Below are 17170 nucleotides of genomic sequence, written 5' to 3' on the forward strand. Positions count from 1 at the left end.
AGAGAGAAAATGACGCAATACGTATTTGAACCACAAGCGCCTGTTACCGTTCCGGTTGTTGGCTGTGATGAACAATTTCCTGTGCGCCGTGTTTACTGTGTGGGCCGTAACTATGCCGCCCATGCCCGTGAAATGGGATTTGATCCGGATCGCGAACCGCCGTTCTTTTTCTGTAAACCTGCCGATGCGGTAGTCCCCGTGGCGGCTGGTCAGATCCTCGAACTGCCGTACCCATCGCAGACCGATAACTATCACTATGAGATAGAGCTGGTGGTGGCGATTGGCAAAAAGGGCAGTGATATTCCGCTGGAAAAAGCGCACGAATATATCTGGGGCTATGCCACCGGTCTGGATATGACTCGCCGTGATCGGCAGATGGAGATGCGCCAGATGGGGCGTCCGTGGGAAATTGGCAAAGCGTTTGATCTCTCCGCGCCCATCGCGCCGCTGCATAAAGCCAGCGAAAGTGTGGATGTTAACAATGCGCCAATCTGGTTGCAGGTCAACGGCGACGATCATCAGCGTAGCGATATTCGCCACCTCATCTGGTCTGTGAATGAAACCATCAGCTATCTGTCTGGTTTCTTCGAACTGCAGCCGGGCGATCTGATCTACACCGGTACCCCAGAAGGCGTGGGGGCGGTAGTGAAAGGGGATGTGATCACCGGAAACGTAGACGGTTTAACCCCCATCGCCGTGAAGATTGTCTGAGGTGGATGATGAAGCTGTACAGTTTCTTTAATAGCTCGGCGTCATATCGGGTGCGCATTGCGCTGGCGCTGAAGGGGCTCGATTACCAGACGGTGGGCGTCAACATTCGCATCGGTCAGCAGAACGAACTGGCCTACCGACGGATGAACCCGGTGGGACTGGTGCCGACTCTGGTGACCGATGAGGGAGAATCACTTGGGCAGTCGCTGGCAATAATTGACTGGCTGGATGGCCACTTTCCGCAAACGCCACTGCTGCCTGCCGACTTCCCGGTGCGCAGTAAGGTGCTGGAAATTGTCTATGCCATCGCCTGTGATATCCACCCGGTGAATAACATGCGGGTACTGCGCTACCTGAGCGAAGAGTTAAAGGTCAGTGAAGAAGATAAAAAACGCTGGTATGCACATTGGATCCAGCAAGGGTTAAGCGCGGTGGAACAGATGCTGCGCCAGAGTCATTCGGGGAAGTTCTGCGTGGGTGATGCGCCGACGCTGGCGGATTGCTGTCTGATCCCACAGTGGGCGAACGCGTTACGTATGGGTTGCGATCTGAGCGGATATCCGCGCTGTAAGGCGGTATATGATGCCTGTACTCAGCTTCCGGCGTTTATCGCCGCCGCGCCCGAGAATCAACAAGATAAAATTCCAGCCTGATAAGGAGAACGACAATGGCTAAAGTGACACGCGCAATTATCGTGGGTGGCGGGATTGGCGGCGCGGCGACCGCGCTATCGCTGGCTCGTCAGGGCATTAAAGTGATGTTGCTGGAGAAAGCGCACGAGATTGGTGAAATTGGCGCGGGTATTCAGCTCGGGCCGAATGCATTCTCTGCTCTGGACAGCCTTGGCGTGGGGGAAGTCGCCCGTCAGCGCGCCGTTTTCACCGACCACATTACGATGATGGATGCGGTAAACGCAAAAGAGGTGGTCCGCATTGAAACCGGCCAGGCGTTCCGCGATCACTTTGGCGGTCCTTATGCGGTTATCCATCGGGTTGATATTCACGCCAGCGTTTGGGAAGCGGCGCTGGTGCATCCTAACGTTGAGTATCGCACTTCAACTAACGTGGTTGATATTCGCCAGACAGAGAATGACGTCACGGTATTTGATGAGCACGGCAACAGCTGGACGGCGGATATTTTGGTGGGCTGTGATGGTGTAAAATCGGTCGTTCGTCAGTCTCTGATTGGCGATGCGCCACGGGTTACCGGACACGTGGTCTATCGCGCCGTGATTGATTGCGATGATATGCCGGAAGATTTACGCATTAACGCACCGGTGCTGTGGGCCGGACCACACTGTCACCTGGTGCACTATCCGCTGCGCGGCAGTAAGCAATATAACCTGGTGGTGACCTTCCACAGTCGTCAGCAGGAAGAGTGGGGCGTGAAAGATGGCAGCAAAGAGGAAGTGCTCTCCTATTTTGCGGGTATTCATCCGCGCCCGCGCCAGATGCTTGATAAACCGACGTCATGGCGGCGCTGGTCCACCGCCGACCGCGAGCCGGTAGAAAAATGGGGAACCGACCGCATCACGCTGGTGGGGGATGCCGCGCACCCGGTGGCGCAATATATGGCGCAGGGTGCCTGTATGGCGTTGGAAGACGCTGTAACGCTCGGTAAAGCGCTACAGCAGTGTGATGGCGATGCGGCTGATGCCTTTGCGCTGTATGAGTCGGTGCGTATTCCGCGTACCGCACGCATCGTCTGGTCAACGCGTGAAATGGGCCGTGTCTACCACGCCGCAGGCGTCGAGCGGCAGGTGCGTAATCTGCTGTGGAAAGACAAATCGCAGGCGGAGTTTTATCGCGGTATGGAATGGCTGTACGGTTGGAAAGAAGATAACTGCCTGTTGCCGCGCTGAGCCTCTTTAATCTCCGGAACGGAGGCGCTACCATAGCGCCTCTTTTTTTGCGGGTGACGATATGCGTGTTTTACTGGCGCCGATGGAAGGCGTGCTCGACTCACTGGTGCGCGAGCTGCTGACTGAAGTGAATGATTACGATCTGTGCATCACCGAGTTTGTGCGCGTGGTGGATCAGCTCCTGCCGGCAAAAGTATTTCATCGACTCTGCCCGGAACTGCATAACAACAGCCGGACGCCATCCGGCACGTTGGTTCGCATTCAGCTGTTAGGACAGTATCCGCAGTGGCTGGCGGAGAATGCCGCGCGCGCGGTAGAACTGGGCTCGTACGGTGTCGATCTAAACTGTGGCTGTCCATCGAAGCTGGTGAACGGTAGCGGCGGTGGCGCAACATTATTGAAAGATCCTGAGCTTATCTACCGGGGCGCAAAAGCTATGCGCGAGGCGGTCCCGGCTCATCTTCCGGTGACGGTGAAAGTTCGTCTGGGCTGGGACAACAGCGACCGGCAGTTTGAAATTGCCGATGCCGTCCAGCAGGCTGGTGCCAGCGAACTGGCGGTGCATGGCCGAACCAAGGAGCAGGGCTATAAAGCCGAACATATCAACTGGCAGGCGATCGGTGAGATCCGCCAGCGGCTTTCCATTCCGGTTATCGCGAATGGCGAAATCTGGGACTGGCAGAGCGCCCAGGATTGTATGGCCATCAGCGGATGTGATGCGGTGATGATCGGACGTGGCGCATTAAATATTCCGAACCTGAGCCGCGTGGTGAAATACAACGAGCCGCGTATGCCGTGGCCTGAAGTCGTGACGCTGTTGCAAAAATATACCCGACTTGAAAAGCAGGGGGACACAGGGCTGTATCATGTAGCGCGGATTAAGCAGTGGTTAGGGTATTTGCGCAAAGAATATTCAGAGGCAACAGAACTGTTTCAGGAAATTCGAGCGTTAAATAATTCGCCGGATATCGCACGTGCGATTCAGGCTATCGAGATTACTGCCTGATCTCAGTTCCAGTAGGCCGGATAAGGCGTTTACGTCGCCATCCGGCATCAGAGAGAAGAATAGCCTGAGATTTCTGCTATCAGGCCTGGGCGAAATGACGACATCAGAAAATCATCTTAAACACGCCTGTTACCACCAATAGCCCAATCAGAAAAATAATCAGAATTACCCACAGCAGAATTTTCATTAACTTTCCTTTTTTTGGTAAGTTCAGATTGAGTATAGGAAAGTATCAATCATTCTGCCTGGAGGCGTTGTTATGCTGGTTTACGTGCGCTGAGCAGAAACACCATCGGCCGCTCTTTTTCTTCATCTAAAGCCGGGTTTTCAGCAATCTGTTGCCCGGACGGTCCCCATTCATCGACACAGACGATCTCGAATCCGGCGGCAATCAGCGCATTAATCCAGGTCGCCAGCTTACGGTGCTGTTTTTTGACGCCTTCAGCAAACCAGTTACTGATGCGCTCACCTTCCTGCTGATAATGATTAACCGGCCAGGACAGCTGCCCGGATTTATCTTTTATCCAACCCTGATTAAGCGGTGCGGTATAAATTGGATGCTCGGCAGAGAAAACTAACATACCGCCTGGTGTTAATGACTGGTAAATGGTTACGAATAATCGTTCTATATCGTGCAAATAGTGCAGGGCAAGCGAGCTATAAACCAGGTCAAAAGAATTTGGGGACAGGGTTAGCGTTTCGAGATCTTCACGCTGATAAACGATGCCATTACCCTGCGTCATACTGTGTGCCTGGGTTAACATCTTTTGTGAAATATCCAGTCCCATTACACTGGCTGCCTGATTATCGCGCGCGTAGCGGCAAAACCAACCATATCCACAGCCCAAATCAAGAATGTTTTTGCCTTGAAGAGAGGGGAGCATCGCTTGTATTGTCGGCCATTCTGGCGCGCCGTCGAGTCCCTTTACTGAACGATCCAGCGTGGCATATCCGGCAAAGAACTCAGGATCGTCATAGATATTCTGTGACATAACATCTCCATCCATTAATTATTAAAATTATTTAATCTATATTATTCACGAGGTGTATATTTTTCTGATTATATATTTTTATTGCCAAAGATGTATTGCCACGCGTAACTAAAAAAGCAACAGCGACAAGTCGTAATCTCTGCACATCTTTTCTTACCTGTATATCTCCATGAATCGTAATTCTGTGTTTGTCACGACGGCATTGTTGCCGCTTTTTGTTCTGATGTCTGGCTGCGCGCCGATGCATGATGACCGCCAGTCTCTGTCACAGCAGACGCCTGCCGCAAATGTCGATACCACATTGCCTGCCGCGTTAAAAAATGGCTGGCCGGACAGCCAGTGGTGGAAGGCATATCACGACCCCCAGCTTAATGCGTTGATTGACAGCACCTTGCGAAATTCTCCTGATATGCAGGTCGCGGAACAGCGCATTCAACTGGCGGAGGCGCAGGCTAAGGCTGTGGAAGCGCAGGATGGCCCGGAGATCGACTTCTCCGCAGACGTTGAGCGTCAGAAAATGTCAGCTGAGGGGCTGATGGGACCTTTCGCCATAACTGATCCCGCAGCAGGAACCACGGGGCCGTGGTACACCAATGGAACCTTTGGTTTAACCGCCGGCTGGAATCTGGATCTGTGGGGTAAGAATCGGGCCGAAGTGACTGCGCGCATTGGAGCCGTTAAGGCGCGTGAGGCTGAGCGCGAGCAAACCCGGCAGCTACTGGCGAGCGGTGTCTCCCGTCTTTACTGGGAATGGCAGACGCAGGCCGCACTGAAAACCGTGCTGACGCAAATCGAAAGCGAGCAGCAAAATGTGATTACCGTCGATCGTCAACTGTATCAAAACGGCCTCACTTCTTCGGTGGAAGGTGTTGAAACCGATATCGATTCCAGCAAGACGGAGCAGCAACTGAACGATGTCAGCGGTAAAATGAAGGTGATTGAGGCGCGCCTAAGCGCGTTGAGCAACTCGCAGTCCGTTGCCCTGAAGCTCCATTCGACCAAACTGCCCGTGGTTGAAAGTCAGCTCCCGTCCCAGTTGGGCTACTCGCTGCTGGCCCGTCGACCAGATTTGCAGGCAGCACACTGGTACATTGAGTCATCGCTGAGCAGTATTGATGCGGCGAAAGCGGCGTTTTATCCCGATGTGAATCTGATGGCATTTTTACAACAGGATGCGTTACATCTGAGTGACCTGTTCCGCCATTCCGCGCAGCAAATGGGCGTAACCGCCGGGCTGACGCTGCCTATCTTTGACAGTGGCAGGCTGAATGCGAATCTCGATATTACGAAAGCGCAAAGTAACCTGACGGTGGCGAATTACAACAAAGCTGTGGTGGATGCGGTGAATGACGTGGCACGTGCGGCATCGCAGGTAGAAACACTGGCGCAGAAAAATCAGCATCAGCAGCAGATTGAACATGACGCTCAGCGCGTAGTGGGGCTGGCACAGGCGCGCTTTAATGCGGGTATTATTGCGGGCTCCAGGGTTAGCGAGGCAAAGATCCCGGCATTACGTGAGCAGTGCAACGGTCTGCTTTTGCAAGGCCAATGGCTGGATGCCTCAATCCAGTTGACCAGCGCGCTGGGCGGCGGTTATCACGCATCCTGATTGTTCGGCCCGACGGTGTTCCGCTGTCGGGCCATCTTCATTGCGCTTTACGCGTGCTTCGGCGTTTCATCCACCAGCGGACGCCCGCGACTATCCCGATAACCAGCACCAGCCAGATGCCATGCTTGATATGCTGGTCAAGGCTATGCAGCCACGGCGCGATCACTTCACCACCGACGTAGCCGAGGGTGGTAAATAGCAACGCCCAGACAAACGCGCCAAGAATATTCAGCGGTAAAAAGATCTTCGGCGGCAGGTGACTGGCGCCAATCAGTAAGGGACCAATAACGCGAAAGCCGTACATAAAGCGCGTACCGACCACAAACAGGTAAGGACGCCGTTGGATCATTTTCTGCGCATAATGAATTTTCGCCTGATGGCGCGAGAAACGACGCAGAATTTTGCCGCCAAAACGACGTCCGAGTAAATAAAGCAACTGATCGCCAATCATCCCACCCAGCGCGACCGAGAGCACCACCAGCGGGAATTTCAGGACTCCCTGATGCGCCACGACGCCGCCTAACAGGGTAATGGTTTCACCTTCCGCCAGGCTGCCGATGATTAACGCAGCATAGCCGTACTGCGCAACATAATGCGTTATATCCATACGTTGTATGACCTCCACTGGTCATAGCATACACCCTATGAATACTTGATGCCGGAAAAGACGCATAGTAGCGCTTAACGTCGTTCAGTTCCCTAATGCCTGATGGCGCTTCGCTTATCAGGCCTACGGCTTACACACTTTTTACCCGGCGCTTCGGTATTTTTCATGTGTACATAAAATAATCAAAAGCTGAATTATACTTGAAGTGTTGAGGTCCGGAGCTGACAAGAAGGGGGCGGTATGAACCATGTCTGGGGGCTGTTTTCCCATCCCGATCGTGAAATGCACGTGATCAACAGCGAAAACGAAAGTGTTTCGCATCACTATACCCACCATGTACTGCTGATGGCGGCAATCCCGGTTGTTTGCGCATTTATCGGTACCACGCAAATCGGCTGGAATTTTGGCGATGGCAATATCCTGAAGTTATCTCTGTTGACCGGATTTGCGATGGCAATTCTGTTTTACGGGGTGATGCTGGCAGGCGTCGCCGTCATGGGCCGGGTTATCTGGTGGATGGCACGTAATTACCCGCAGCGCCCGTCGTTGGCCCACTGTATGGTCTTTGCAGGGTATGTTGCGACGCCGCTGTTTTTAAGCGGATTGGTCGCACTTTATCCGCTGGTCTGGCTGTGTGCATTAGTAGGAACGATCGCGCTATTTTACACCGGTTATTTACTCTATCTCGGCATTCCGACGTTCCTGAATATCTCTAAAGAGGAAGGCCTGAGCTTTTCCAGTTCAACACTGGCGATCGGTGTTCTGGTACTGGAAGTTCTGCTGGCGATTACGGTAATCCTGTGGGGTTACGGCTATCGGTTATTTTGACGGATAAACCTGTCTGCGCTGCGTTGTTGACGTAAAAGTCAGCAACGCAGCATTTCGAGACGATTCTCCTGTGGCGGCAAACCTGCCGGATCGCTATGATGCCTGAGCTAGCTTGAGATAATACTTAGTCTCTGGCGGTGTGCGTTGTGACGTGCGTGAACCATTATCAGAAATCTCATCATGCTGAAATTCCGAGTTTCATTATTAAGCCTTGCCCTGGTGCTGGCCGTTCCTTTTGCACCCCAAGCCGTGGCTAAAACGGCAACTACCGCAGCAGCTTCTCAGCCTGAGATAGCGTCCGGTAGCGCGATGATTGTTGATCTGAATACCAACAAAGTTATCTATTCGAACCACCCGGACCTTGTGCGTCCGATTGCGTCGATTACCAAATTAATGACCGCGATGGTAGTGCTTGATGCACGACTGCCGTTGGATGAGAAGCTGAAAGTTGATATCAGCCAGACGCCGGAAATGAAAGGCATCTACTCTCGTGTGCGACTGAACAGTGAAATTAGCCGTAAAGACATGCTGCTGCTGGCGCTGATGTCATCAGAAAACCGTGCGGCGGCGAGCCTGGCGCATCATTACCCTGGCGGTTATAACGCGTTTATTAAGGCCATGAATGCCAAAGCGAAAGCGCTCGGCATGACTCAGACACGCTTTGTGGAACCAACCGGCTTATCGATTCATAACGTCTCGACCGCTCGTGATTTAACCAAGCTGCTGATCGCCAGCAAGCAGTATCCGCTGATTGGCCAGTTAAGTACGACGCGCGAAGATATGGCGACCTTTGCCAACCCGGCTTATACGCTGCCATTCCGTAACACTAACCATCTGGTATACCGCGATAACTGGAATATTCAGTTAACCAAAACCGGGTTTACCAATGCGGCAGGCCACTGTCTGGTGATGCGCACCGTGATCAATAACAAACCGGTGGCGCTGGTGGTGATGGATGCGTTCGGTAAATATACCCACTTTGCCGATGCCAGCCGTTTACGTACCTGGATCGAAACGGGCAAGGTGATGCCGGTTCCGGCAGCGGCGCTGAGCTATAAAAAGCAAAAAGCGGCGCAGATGGCAGCGGCGGGTTCAGCGACGAGCGAGCAAACTGCACAGAACGATTAAATAAGACACCTCATCCGGCATACACATAGCTAATGTAGCGGTAGGCCGGGCAAGCGAAGCGCCCCCGGCAACATGCCCGGTGGCGCTTATCTTTTTCTGGTTTACTACTCTTTCCAGAACTTTTGCTTACTCGTTTTACCAATCCCCGGATTCATACTGTTGGTGGGGTCATTCTCGCGGTAAAAACGGGTTAATGTTTCCGGTGCTTTATACAGATGTCCGACGTTATGCTCTGCCGGATACTGTGCTCCGCGCTCGTGCAGAAGCTCCAGCATCTGCTCTTTCAGCGCATGCGCATCGACGCCTTTTTTCACGATGTAATCCTGATGGAAGACGTAGCACATAAAGTGGCCGTAATAGAGTTTGTGCACCAGTTGGCTGTCGATCTCTGCAGGCAGATGCTCGTACCATTCGGTGTCGTTACGGCGCAGCGCGATATCCAGCGCCAGAATATCTTCCACTTCATCGGCATGTACGGCCTGATAACGAATCGCCGCGCCAGCCGCCGCAAAGCGATGCAAAAACGCCTTGCTGCCTTCTTCCGGCGTACAGGCAAAGAAGTCGCCTTCAGCGGTTTTGAAAAACTCGCTTAGCCAGTTTTGCGCTTCAGCCACGCCACCACCGGCCATTTTTAACAGCAGGTGATGTTCGTACTTATCGCGCCAGCTTTTCATGCGCGCGGGTAAGTGGCTGGGGAACAAATGGCCAAATTTCTGCATTGCCCGATCGGTGAAATGTGGACGGAAAATTTTCACTTTTTCCAGCATTGCATCGGTGCGACCTTTCAGGGTGAAGAAGAACGGCATTTTGTCGGTGCCGAGCTTGTCGATCATCAGAAACGTATCTTTGCCGTATTGCTCAGCGATGTCATAAATATCGCGGTGCATATATTCACCGGCGACCGGCAGATGCTCAAATTTTGCCAAAATATGACGGCGGATCTCCGTCAGCACCTCTGGCTGGTTGGTACCGATGTAAAAGACCTGCTGGTTTTTTTCGGCTTCGAAGGTGTCCAGACGCACCGCAAAAACCGCGAGCTTGCCTGCACAACCGGATGATTCAAACAACCGATCCGGGTCGGCGTTATAGCGAGCGGGCGTGTCCGCCTCAATATCTCTGACGCGGGTAACGTAGTCGTGATCGTGTGCATGACGCCCGTCATGGCGCACATCGTCATCTTTGATCCGCTCGTCATCAAGTTTGCTCAGAATCTGTTCCGGGGTCTGGCCCAGTTCGATACCCAGATGGTTAACCAGCTGTAATTTTCCCTGCTCGTCAATACGCGCAAACAGCGACATCTCCGTGTATGCCGGGCCGCGCTGAACCAGCGAGCCGCCGGAGTTGTTACAAATACCGCCAATCACTGAAGCGCCGATACAGGAAGATCCGATCACCGAATGCGGCTCACGGCCAAACGGTTTGAGCGCTTTTTCGAGTGAATAAAGCGTGGTGCCGGGATAGGCCAGCACCTGTTCGCCTTTGCCGATGACGTGCAGCTTATCAAGGCGCAGGGTGCTGATAATGACAATCTCGCGGTCATAATCATTACCGCTCGGCGTAGAGCCTTCGGTCAGGCCGGTGTTGGCGGCCTGCATCAGGATAATTTTATCTGCGGCGACACAAGCGTTCAGGACGCGCCACAATTCTAAAAGCGAGCCAGGGAACACCACGGCGAGCGCATCGCCATGACCGGAGCGGAATCCCTTGCGATAGCGGGCGGTTTTAGCAGGGTCTGTGAGCAGGTGTGAATGACCTACCAGACGGGTCAGTTCATTCAGAAAAGCTTTATTATCTGTTGTAATGGAAGACATTCTCCACTCCTTGTGGTGGGACTCAATATCAGGAACAAGCATAGCGCTTTGTATGACAATACGCTTTCTCATTCACATTGTCTCTGGGTTGTCTTCCTCTGAGTCGCGTTGGTTTCGAAAATTAGGAGAATAACCTTAGCTTTCTTTATCGCTCCCGTTTAGTCTTACGGCAAACTGCGGTTTTTGTTATATTTTCGCTGCCTCGTCGGGAAAAAATAAAGAGAGAATCAACATGAAATGGCTATGTTCTGTAGGTGTCGCGGTGAGTCTGGCGTTGCAACCAGCGCTGGCGGACACGCTGTTTGGTAACCATCCTCTGACGCCAGAAGCGCGGGATGCATTCGTTACCGATTTACTTAAACAGATGACCGTGGATGAGAAAATTGGGCAACTACGCTTGATAAGCGTCGGGCCTGATAACCCGAAAGAAGCCATCCGCGAGATGATCAAAGACGGGCAGGTTGGGGCAATTTTTAACACCGTCACGCGCCAGGATATCCGCAAAATGCAGGATCAGGTGATGGAGCTCAGCCGCCTGAAAATTCCTCTCTTTTTTGCCTACGACGTATTGCACGGCCAGCGTACCGTGTTCCCGATAAGTCTCGGCCTGGCGTCCTCTTTTAATCTCGATGCGGTCAGAACCGTTGGCCGTATTTCCGCGTATGAAGCTGCCGATGATGGTCTGAATATGACCTGGGCGCCAATGGTCGATGTCTCTCGCGATCCGCGCTGGGGCCGTGCTTCAGAAGGTTTTGGTGAAGACACGTATTTAACGGCTACGATGGGTAAAACCATGGTGGAAGCGATGCAGGGGAAAAGCCCGGCTGACCGCTATTCGGTGATGACCAGCGTCAAGCACTTCGCCGCCTATGGCGCGGTTGAAGGTGGCAAGGAATATAACACCGTCGATATGAGCCCACAGCGCCTGTTCAACGACTATATGCCGCCGTATAAAGCCGGGCTGGACGCCGGTAGCGGTGCGGTGATGGTGGGTCTTAATTCGCTAAACGGTACGCCTGCAACCTCAGACGCCTGGCTGTTAAAAGACGTGCTGCGTGATGAGTGGGGCTTTAAGGGGATTACCGTTTCCGATCACGGCGCGATTAAGGAACTGATTAAGCACGGTACCGCCTCCGATCCTGAAGATGCGGTGCGTGTGGCGATCAAGTCCGGCATCAACATGAGTATGAGTGATGAGTATTACAGCAAATATCTGCCGGGCTTGATTAAATCCGGCAAAGTGACGATGGCGGAGCTGGACGACGCCGCGCGCCACGTGCTGAACGTGAAATATGATATGGGGCTGTTTAACGATCCGTACAGCCATCTGGGAGCCAAAGAATCTGACCCACAGGACACCAACGCAGAAAGCCGTTTGCATCGCAAAGAGGCGCGTGAAGTGGCGCGCGAAAGCCTGGTGCTGCTGAAAAACCGTCTGGAAACGTTGCCGCTGAAAAAATCCGCCACAGTGGCGGTTGTCGGTCCGCTGGCCGACAGCAAGCGTGATGTGATGGGCAGTTGGTCCGCCGCCGGTGTTGCCGATCAGTCGGTAACGGTGCTGACGGGGATTAAAAATGCCGTCGGCGAACAGGGCAAAGTGCTGTACGCCAAAGGGGCGAATATCACCAACGACAAAGGCATTGTCGATTTCCTCAACCTGTATGAAGAAGCGGTAAAGGTTGACCCGCGTTCGCCGCAGGCGATGATCAATGAAGCCGTTAACGCCGCGAAGCAATCTGATGTGGTTGTCGCGGTAGTCGGTGAAGCGCAGGGCATGGCGCATGAAGCCTCCAGCCGCACCGATATCACCATTCCACAAAGTCAGCGTGACCTGATTGCCGCGCTGAAAGCCACGGGTAAACCGTTGGTTCTGGTGTTGATGAACGGTCGTCCGCTGGCGCTGGTGAAGGAAGATCAACAAGCCGATGCGATCCTCGAAACCTGGTTTGCCGGGACGGAGGGCGGTAACGCCATCGCCGATGTGCTGTTTGGTGATTACAATCCGTCAGGCAAGCTGCCGATGTCTTTCCCGCGCTCTGTTGGACAGATCCCGGTCTATTACAGCCATCTCAATACCGGTCGTCCGTATAACGCCGATAAGCCGAACAAGTACACGTCGCGCTACTTTGATGAAGCCAATGGTCCGTTGTATCCCTTTGGTTATGGCCTGAGCTACACCACGTTTACGATTTCTGATGTGAAGCTCTCTTCTCCGACGATGAAGCGTGACGGAACCGTGACGGCCAGCGTACAGGTGACCAACACTGGCAAGCGCGAAGGTGCAACGGTGATTCAGATGTATTTACAGGATGTGACCGCCTCCATGAGTCGTCCGGTAAAACAGCTGAAAGGTTTTGAAAAAGTGAATCTTAAGCCAGGTGAAACACAGACCGTCAGCTTCCCGATTGATATTGAAGCGCTCAAATTCTGGAACCAGCAGATGAAATACGATGCAGAACCTGGCAAATTTAACGTTTTCATCGGCGTGGATTCCGCCAGAGTGAAGCAGGGCGAATTTGAACTGCTGTAATAGATGAATATAGTCATGCAGCATGCCTGATGGCTCTACGCTTATCAGGCTGACAAAGTCGTATCATCCGGCAAATTCACATTGGGTTTGCCGGATTTTTTTTATTGTATTATCGCCTTACCGCTAATAACTCTCAGCGTTACCACCCAATTGCCAGGTTAAGGCTTGATTTTTCGACTATGCTTTTTCCTCAAGTCTCTGAAAAGGGCCGCAAAAGGATGAGGAGTACAGCATGATAATCTCAAAAGTATCGGTGGGTTCGCTGGTGCTGTTAGCCGCGATAAGCCTACCCTTACAGGCCGCGTCACCCGTCACGGTTGGTTCAAAAATAGATACCGAAGGGGCGCTGCTCGGCAACATTATTTTGCAGGTGCTCGAAAGCCATGGCGTGAAAACCGTCAATAAAGTACAGCTGGGTACCACTCCAGTAGTGCGTGGGGCAATCACTTCCGGTGAGCTGGATATTTATCCGGAATATACCGGTAATGGCGCATTCTTTTTTAAAGATGAAAATGATCCCGCGTGGAAAAATGCGCAGGCCGGTTTCGAGAAAGTGAAAAAGCTGGATGCAGAGCAAAATAAGCTGGTCTGGTTAACACCTGCACCCGCCAATAATACCTGGACCATTGCGGTACGCCAGGATGTCGCGCAAAAGAACAAGCTTGAGTCCCTTGCTGATTTAGGCCGCTACCTAAAAGACGGGGGAACGTTCAAACTTGCTGCCTCTGCTGAATTTATCGAACGGGCTGACGCGTTGCCTGCGTTTGAAAAAGCCTATGATTTCAAACTGAATCAAAATCAGCTGTTGTCGCTAGCTGGGGGAGATACCGCGGTGACGATTAAAGCAGCGGCGCAGCAGACTTCTGGAGTCAATGCGGCGATGGCTTATGGCACCGATGGCCCGGTAGCGGCGCTCGGTCTGCAAACTTTAAGCGATCCAAAAGGTGTCCAGCCCATTTATGCGCCAGCACCCGTCGTACGTGAATCGGTGCTGAAAGACTACCCGCAAATGGGAGAATGGCTACAACCGGTTTTTGCCAGCCTGGATGAAAAAACGTTGCAGCAGCTGAATGCCAGTATTGCCGTGGAGGGGCTGGATGCGAAAAAAGTTGCAGCAGACTACCTGAAGCAAAAAGGATGGGTGAAGTAACGGAGTTTGCAGCAGGTGGGTGTTTTGTCAAAGATTTCAGTTAATCGGGTGCTGTTGTTGCTGGTACTTCTTACCTTTGCGGCGGCAGCGCTGCCTTTCATTAGCTATGCGCCTAATCGCCTGGTCTCCGGTGAGGGGCGCCAACTCTGGGATATCCGGCCCGACATGGCGTGGGGATTGGCAGTAGCCTGTTTGCTGCTGTTTCTTCTGTGCTTTGTACCGGGAAAGCCCGGCAATATATTGACGCTTGTTATTAGCCAGTTGCTGGTTATTGCAGCGCTGGTAACCGCAGGAACAACGGCAACGTATCTGGCCCAGACGGGAAGTCCACTGGCCAGAACCAGCCTGGGCAGCGGGTTCTGGTTGGGGCTAGGACTAATGTTGCTGGCCGCCAGTGACGCCATTCGTCGCATAACCGAACAGGCATCATGGCGTTGGCTGTTACACGCGCAAATGTTTATTTTTCCGCTGGTGCTTTTGTTCTCCGGCACGTTTAACGAACTTTCCCTACTTAAAGAATATGCCAACCGTCAGGATGTCTTCAACGACGCCCTTGCGCAGCATCTGACAATTCTGTTCGCTACCGTGGTGCCCGCGCTGCTTATTGGTGTGCCGTTGGGCATCTGGTGTGCTTTCTCTGTCTCCCGTCAGGGGCCGGTTTTTGCGGTACTGAATATCATCCAAACCATTCCCTCAGTCGCGCTGTTTGGCCTGTTAATTGCGCCCCTTTCCGGGTTGGTGAAGCACTTTCCTTTGTTGGGTTCGCTCGGCGTCGCCGGAACCGGCCTGACGCCTGCGCTTATTGCGTTAGTGCTGTATGCGCTGTTACCGCTGGTACGTGGCGTTGTGGCTGGGTTGAATCAGGTGCCGCAGGATGTACTGGAAAGCGCCCGAGCGATGGGGATGAACACTTTCCAGCGGTTTGTCTCGGTGCAGTTCCCGCTGGCATTGCCAGTCTTCTTGCGCAGTTTACGGGTAGTGATGGTGCAAACGGTGGGAATGGCGGTGATTGCTGCACTGATTGGCGCAGGGGGATTTGGCGCGCTGGTCTTTCAGGGATTGCTCAGTAGCGCCGTCGATTTAGTGTTGCTGGGCGTGATCCCGGTTGTGGTACTGGCGGTATTGATTGATGCGCTGTTTGATTTAGGGCTCGCGCTGTTGAAGGTAACAAACAATGATTGAATTTCGCCATGTCAGTAAAACCTATGGCCAGCAAAAAGCCGTTGACGACCTTAATCTGCGGTTGGGGGAGGGCAGCTTTTCGGTGTTAATTGGCACATCAGGTTCCGGGAAATCCACCACGCTGAAAATGATCAATCGGCTGGTTGAACATGACAGCGGACAGATTCGCTTTGCCGGGGAAGAGATCCGCAGCCTACCGGTACTGGAGTTAAGGCGGCGCATGGGATACGCGATTCAGTCTATTGGCTTGTTTCCCCACTGGACCGTCGCGCAGAACATCGCCACGGTGCCGCAGCTACAAAAGTGGTCGCGTTCTCGTATTGATGACCGAACAGACGAACTGATGGCGCTGCTGGGTCTTGAGGAAAGTTTGCGCCATCGTTACCCGCATCAGCTGTCTGGCGGGCAACAGCAGCGGGTCGGAGTGGCGCGTGCCCTGGCGGCAGATCCGCAGGTACTGCTGATGGATGAGCCTTTTGGCGCGCTGGATCCGGTCACCCGCGGTGCGCTGCAGCAGGAGATGACGCGTATTCATCGTCTGCTCGGGCGTACCATTGTGCTGGTGACGCATGATATCGACGAGGCGCTAAGGCTGGCGGAGCATCTGGTTCTGATGGATGCAGGAAAGGTAGTGCAGCAAGGCACGCCGCTGTCGATGCTGACAGCACCGGCGAACGAATTCGTGCAAACATTCTTTGGCCGTAGTGAACTGGGCGTACGTCTACTGTCGCTTCGCACGGTAGGGGATTTTATCCGTCGCGGTGAACACACAGCCGGTGAACCGTTGGTAGATGAAATGACGCTGCGTGATGCGTTGTCGGTGTTCGTAGCGCGCGGTTGCGACGTCTTGCCGGTCGTGACCCCGCAGGGGTTGTCCTGCGGGACGCTTCATTTTCGTGATTTGCTTTCGGAGATGCCGACCCGTGAAACGTCTTGCTGATCCGTTGTTATGGCTTATTGTCCTGTTTCTGGTCCTGTTAGTTGGGTTGCCTCATAGTCAGGCCTTATTCAGTGCGCTATTTCCGGCGCTACCGCGTCCCGTGTATCAGCAGGAAAGTTTTGCGGCGCTGGCACTGAGCCATTTTGGCCTGGTGGGGATTTCAAGCCTGATTGCTGTACTTATTGGCACCGGGGCCGGTATAGCGGTAACCCGGCCCTGGGGCGCGGAATTCCGGCCGATGGTGGAAACCATCGCCGCCGTGGGGCAGACCTTTCCGCCAGTTGCTGTGCTGGCGATCGCCGTACCGGTGATGGGATTTGGTCCTGAACCGGCAATTATCGCGTTGATCCTGTATGGCGTATTACCGATCTTGCAGGCAACACTGGCGGGACTCGGCGGAATTTCACCCAGCGTGATGGATATTGCCAGCGGAATGGGCATGAGTCAGGGGCAGCGGCTGCGTAAAGTCGAGTTGCCGCTGGCGGCCCCGGTGATTCTGGCCGGGATTCGCACGTCGGTGATTATTAATATCGGCACCGCAACCATCGCCTCAACCGTTGGGGCAAACACGCTGGGTACGCCGATTATTATCGGGCTGAGTGGGTTCAATACCGCCTATGTGATTCAGGGAGCGCTGCTGGTCGCGCTGGCGGCGGTAATTGTTGACCGCGGGTTTGAGAAATTAGCGAGGCATCTTACCCGGCACGTAAAATAAAAGTATAGCCTGCCAGCATGACACCGCCGATACCGCCGATGGCCATCAGCAGGAAGAGGGTAATGACACCGATTTTAGCTGCGCTCATTATGCACTCCTT

At 53.4% G+C, this 17170-nt stretch carries 17 protein-coding genes; 12 read left to right on the top strand and 5 right to left on the bottom strand.

The annotated features are described in order from the left end of the window. Positions 1-9: 9 nt before the first annotated feature. From OGY68_RS22340 to dusC, 4 genes are all read left to right on the top strand, one after another. Entirely contained in the window at positions 10-711 is a 702-nt protein-coding gene (locus OGY68_RS22340) for a fumarylacetoacetate hydrolase family protein (RefSeq protein WP_032943989.1), read from the top strand. 8 nt (positions 712-719) lie between these two features. Beyond that, positions 720-1364 (top strand): maleylacetoacetate isomerase, encoded by a 645-nt coding sequence (gene maiA / locus OGY68_RS22345; RefSeq protein WP_032943987.1) that lies wholly within the window; start codon positions 720-722, stop codon positions 1362-1364. 14 nt (positions 1365-1378) lie between these two features. Then, positions 1379-2572 (top strand): 3-hydroxybenzoate 6-monooxygenase, encoded by a 1194-nt coding sequence (locus tag OGY68_RS22350; RefSeq protein WP_057066535.1) that lies wholly within the window; start codon positions 1379-1381, stop codon positions 2570-2572. Between the two features lie 61 nt (positions 2573-2633). Continuing rightward, positions 2634-3578 carry a tRNA dihydrouridine(16) synthase DusC gene (gene dusC / locus OGY68_RS22355; protein ID WP_048215919.1) on the top strand — a complete coding sequence of 315 codons (945 nt, stop codon included), beginning with the start codon at positions 2634-2636 and terminating at the stop codon, positions 3576-3578. A gap of 103 nt (positions 3579-3681) precedes the next feature. Here dusC and yohP read toward each other — a convergent pair whose 3' ends face one another. Both yohP and OGY68_RS22360 read right to left on the bottom strand, forming a co-directional pair. Next, entirely contained in the window at positions 3682-3765 is an 84-nt protein-coding gene (yohP, locus tag OGY68_RS23000) for a small membrane protein YohP (RefSeq protein ID WP_015572324.1), read from the bottom strand. Between the two features lie 70 nt (positions 3766-3835). Beyond that, positions 3836-4570 carry a class I SAM-dependent methyltransferase gene (locus OGY68_RS22360; RefSeq protein ID WP_057066536.1) on the bottom strand — a complete coding sequence of 245 codons (735 nt, stop codon included), beginning with the start codon at positions 4568-4570 and terminating at the stop codon, positions 3836-3838. A gap of 169 nt (positions 4571-4739) precedes the next feature. Between OGY68_RS22360 and mdtQ the strand changes: the two genes are divergently transcribed. Then, complete coding sequence (gene mdtQ, locus OGY68_RS22365) at positions 4740-6179, top strand: multidrug resistance outer membrane protein MdtQ (RefSeq protein ID WP_057066537.1); 1440 nt, start codon at positions 4740-4742, stop codon at positions 6177-6179. A gap of 37 nt (positions 6180-6216) precedes the next feature. Here mdtQ and OGY68_RS22370 read toward each other — a convergent pair whose 3' ends face one another. Further along, the gene (locus OGY68_RS22370) at positions 6217-6786 is read right to left on the bottom strand and encodes a DedA family protein (protein ID WP_003834476.1); all 570 of its coding nucleotides are present in this window, start codon (positions 6784-6786) and stop codon (positions 6217-6219) included. 240 nt (positions 6787-7026) lie between these two features. Between OGY68_RS22370 and OGY68_RS22375 the strand changes: the two genes are divergently transcribed. Together OGY68_RS22375 and pbpG are read left to right on the top strand one after the other, a co-directional pair. After that, positions 7027-7614 carry a Yip1 family protein gene (locus tag OGY68_RS22375; protein ID WP_003834475.1) on the top strand — a complete coding sequence of 196 codons (588 nt, stop codon included), beginning with the start codon at positions 7027-7029 and terminating at the stop codon, positions 7612-7614. Positions 7615-7794: 180 nt separating this feature from the next. Continuing rightward, positions 7795-8742: a D-alanyl-D-alanine endopeptidase gene (pbpG, locus tag OGY68_RS22380; protein WP_048234922.1), complete on the top strand. Its 948-nt coding sequence runs from the start codon at positions 7795-7797 to the stop codon at positions 8740-8742. A 104-nt stretch (positions 8743-8846) separates the two neighbouring features. On the opposite strand, the gene dld is transcribed toward pbpG, so the two are convergent. Beyond that, positions 8847-10553: a D-lactate dehydrogenase gene (dld, locus tag OGY68_RS22385; protein ID WP_057066538.1), complete on the bottom strand. Its 1707-nt coding sequence runs from the start codon at positions 10551-10553 to the stop codon at positions 8847-8849. A 232-nt stretch (positions 10554-10785) separates the two neighbouring features. Between dld and bglX the strand changes: the two genes are divergently transcribed. The 5 genes from bglX (at position 10786) to OGY68_RS22410 (ending at position 17070) form a co-directional block, all read left to right on the top strand. After that, positions 10786-13083: a beta-glucosidase BglX gene (gene bglX, locus OGY68_RS22390; protein WP_057066539.1), complete on the top strand. Its 2298-nt coding sequence runs from the start codon at positions 10786-10788 to the stop codon at positions 13081-13083. A 232-nt stretch (positions 13084-13315) separates the two neighbouring features. After that, positions 13316-14233 carry a glycine betaine ABC transporter substrate-binding protein OsmF gene (gene osmF, locus OGY68_RS22395; RefSeq protein ID WP_008785251.1) on the top strand — a complete coding sequence of 306 codons (918 nt, stop codon included), beginning with the start codon at positions 13316-13318 and terminating at the stop codon, positions 14231-14233. Between the two features lie 15 nt (positions 14234-14248). Continuing rightward, positions 14249-15415, top strand: a complete 1167-nt coding sequence (locus OGY68_RS22400) for an ABC transporter permease (protein ID WP_057066543.1) — start codon at positions 14249-14251, stop codon at positions 15413-15415. Next, positions 15408-16355 carry an ABC transporter ATP-binding protein gene (locus OGY68_RS22405; protein ID WP_032943978.1) on the top strand — a complete coding sequence of 316 codons (948 nt, stop codon included), beginning with the start codon at positions 15408-15410 and terminating at the stop codon, positions 16353-16355. The genes OGY68_RS22400 and OGY68_RS22405 overlap by 8 nt, the downstream gene beginning before the upstream one ends. Further along, positions 16339-17070, top strand: coding sequence for an ABC transporter permease (locus OGY68_RS22410; protein ID WP_048234924.1), 732 nt, complete (start codon positions 16339-16341; stop codon positions 17068-17070). Before OGY68_RS22405 ends, OGY68_RS22410 begins: the two co-directional genes overlap by 17 nt. On the opposite strand, the gene OGY68_RS22415 is transcribed toward OGY68_RS22410, so the two are convergent. Beyond that, positions 17051-17158 carry a protein YohO gene (locus OGY68_RS22415; RefSeq protein ID WP_003027354.1) on the bottom strand — a complete coding sequence of 36 codons (108 nt, stop codon included), beginning with the start codon at positions 17156-17158 and terminating at the stop codon, positions 17051-17053. The genes OGY68_RS22410 and OGY68_RS22415 overlap by 20 nt on opposite strands. Positions 17159-17170 lie beyond the last annotated feature (12 nt).

It is taken from the genome of Citrobacter sp. Cpo065 (genome assembly GCF_030332805.1).
GTDB lineage: Bacteria > Pseudomonadota > Gammaproteobacteria > Enterobacterales > Enterobacteriaceae > Citrobacter > Citrobacter portucalensis.

Coding starts and splice junctions, on each gene's coding strand:
- OGY68_RS22340 (WP_032943989.1), top strand. CDS start 10: ATGACGCAATACGTATTTGAACCACAAGCGCCTGTTACCGTTCCGGTT.
- maiA (WP_032943987.1), top strand. CDS start 720: ATGAAGCTGTACAGTTTCTTTAATAGCTCGGCGTCATATCGGGTGCGC.
- OGY68_RS22350 (WP_057066535.1), top strand. CDS start 1,379: ATGGCTAAAGTGACACGCGCAATTATCGTGGGTGGCGGGATTGGCGGC.
- dusC (WP_048215919.1), top strand. CDS start 2,634: ATGCGTGTTTTACTGGCGCCGATGGAAGGCGTGCTCGACTCACTGGTG.
- yohP (WP_015572324.1), bottom strand. CDS start 3,765: ATGAAAATTCTGCTGTGGGTAATTCTGATTATTTTTCTGATTGGGCTA.
- OGY68_RS22360 (WP_057066536.1), bottom strand. CDS start 4,570: ATGTCACAGAATATCTATGACGATCCTGAGTTCTTTGCCGGATATGCC.
- mdtQ (WP_057066537.1), top strand. CDS start 4,740: ATGAATCGTAATTCTGTGTTTGTCACGACGGCATTGTTGCCGCTTTTT.
- OGY68_RS22370 (WP_003834476.1), bottom strand. CDS start 6,786: ATGGATATAACGCATTATGTTGCGCAGTACGGCTATGCTGCGTTAATC.
- OGY68_RS22375 (WP_003834475.1), top strand. CDS start 7,027: ATGAACCATGTCTGGGGGCTGTTTTCCCATCCCGATCGTGAAATGCAC.
- pbpG (WP_048234922.1), top strand. CDS start 7,795: ATGCTGAAATTCCGAGTTTCATTATTAAGCCTTGCCCTGGTGCTGGCC.
- dld (WP_057066538.1), bottom strand. CDS start 10,553: ATGTCTTCCATTACAACAGATAATAAAGCTTTTCTGAATGAACTGACC.
- bglX (WP_057066539.1), top strand. CDS start 10,786: ATGAAATGGCTATGTTCTGTAGGTGTCGCGGTGAGTCTGGCGTTGCAA.
- osmF (WP_008785251.1), top strand. CDS start 13,316: ATGATAATCTCAAAAGTATCGGTGGGTTCGCTGGTGCTGTTAGCCGCG.
- OGY68_RS22405 (WP_032943978.1), top strand. CDS start 15,408: ATGATTGAATTTCGCCATGTCAGTAAAACCTATGGCCAGCAAAAAGCC.
- OGY68_RS22415 (WP_003027354.1), bottom strand. CDS start 17,158: ATGAGCGCAGCTAAAATCGGTGTCATTACCCTCTTCCTGCTGATGGCC.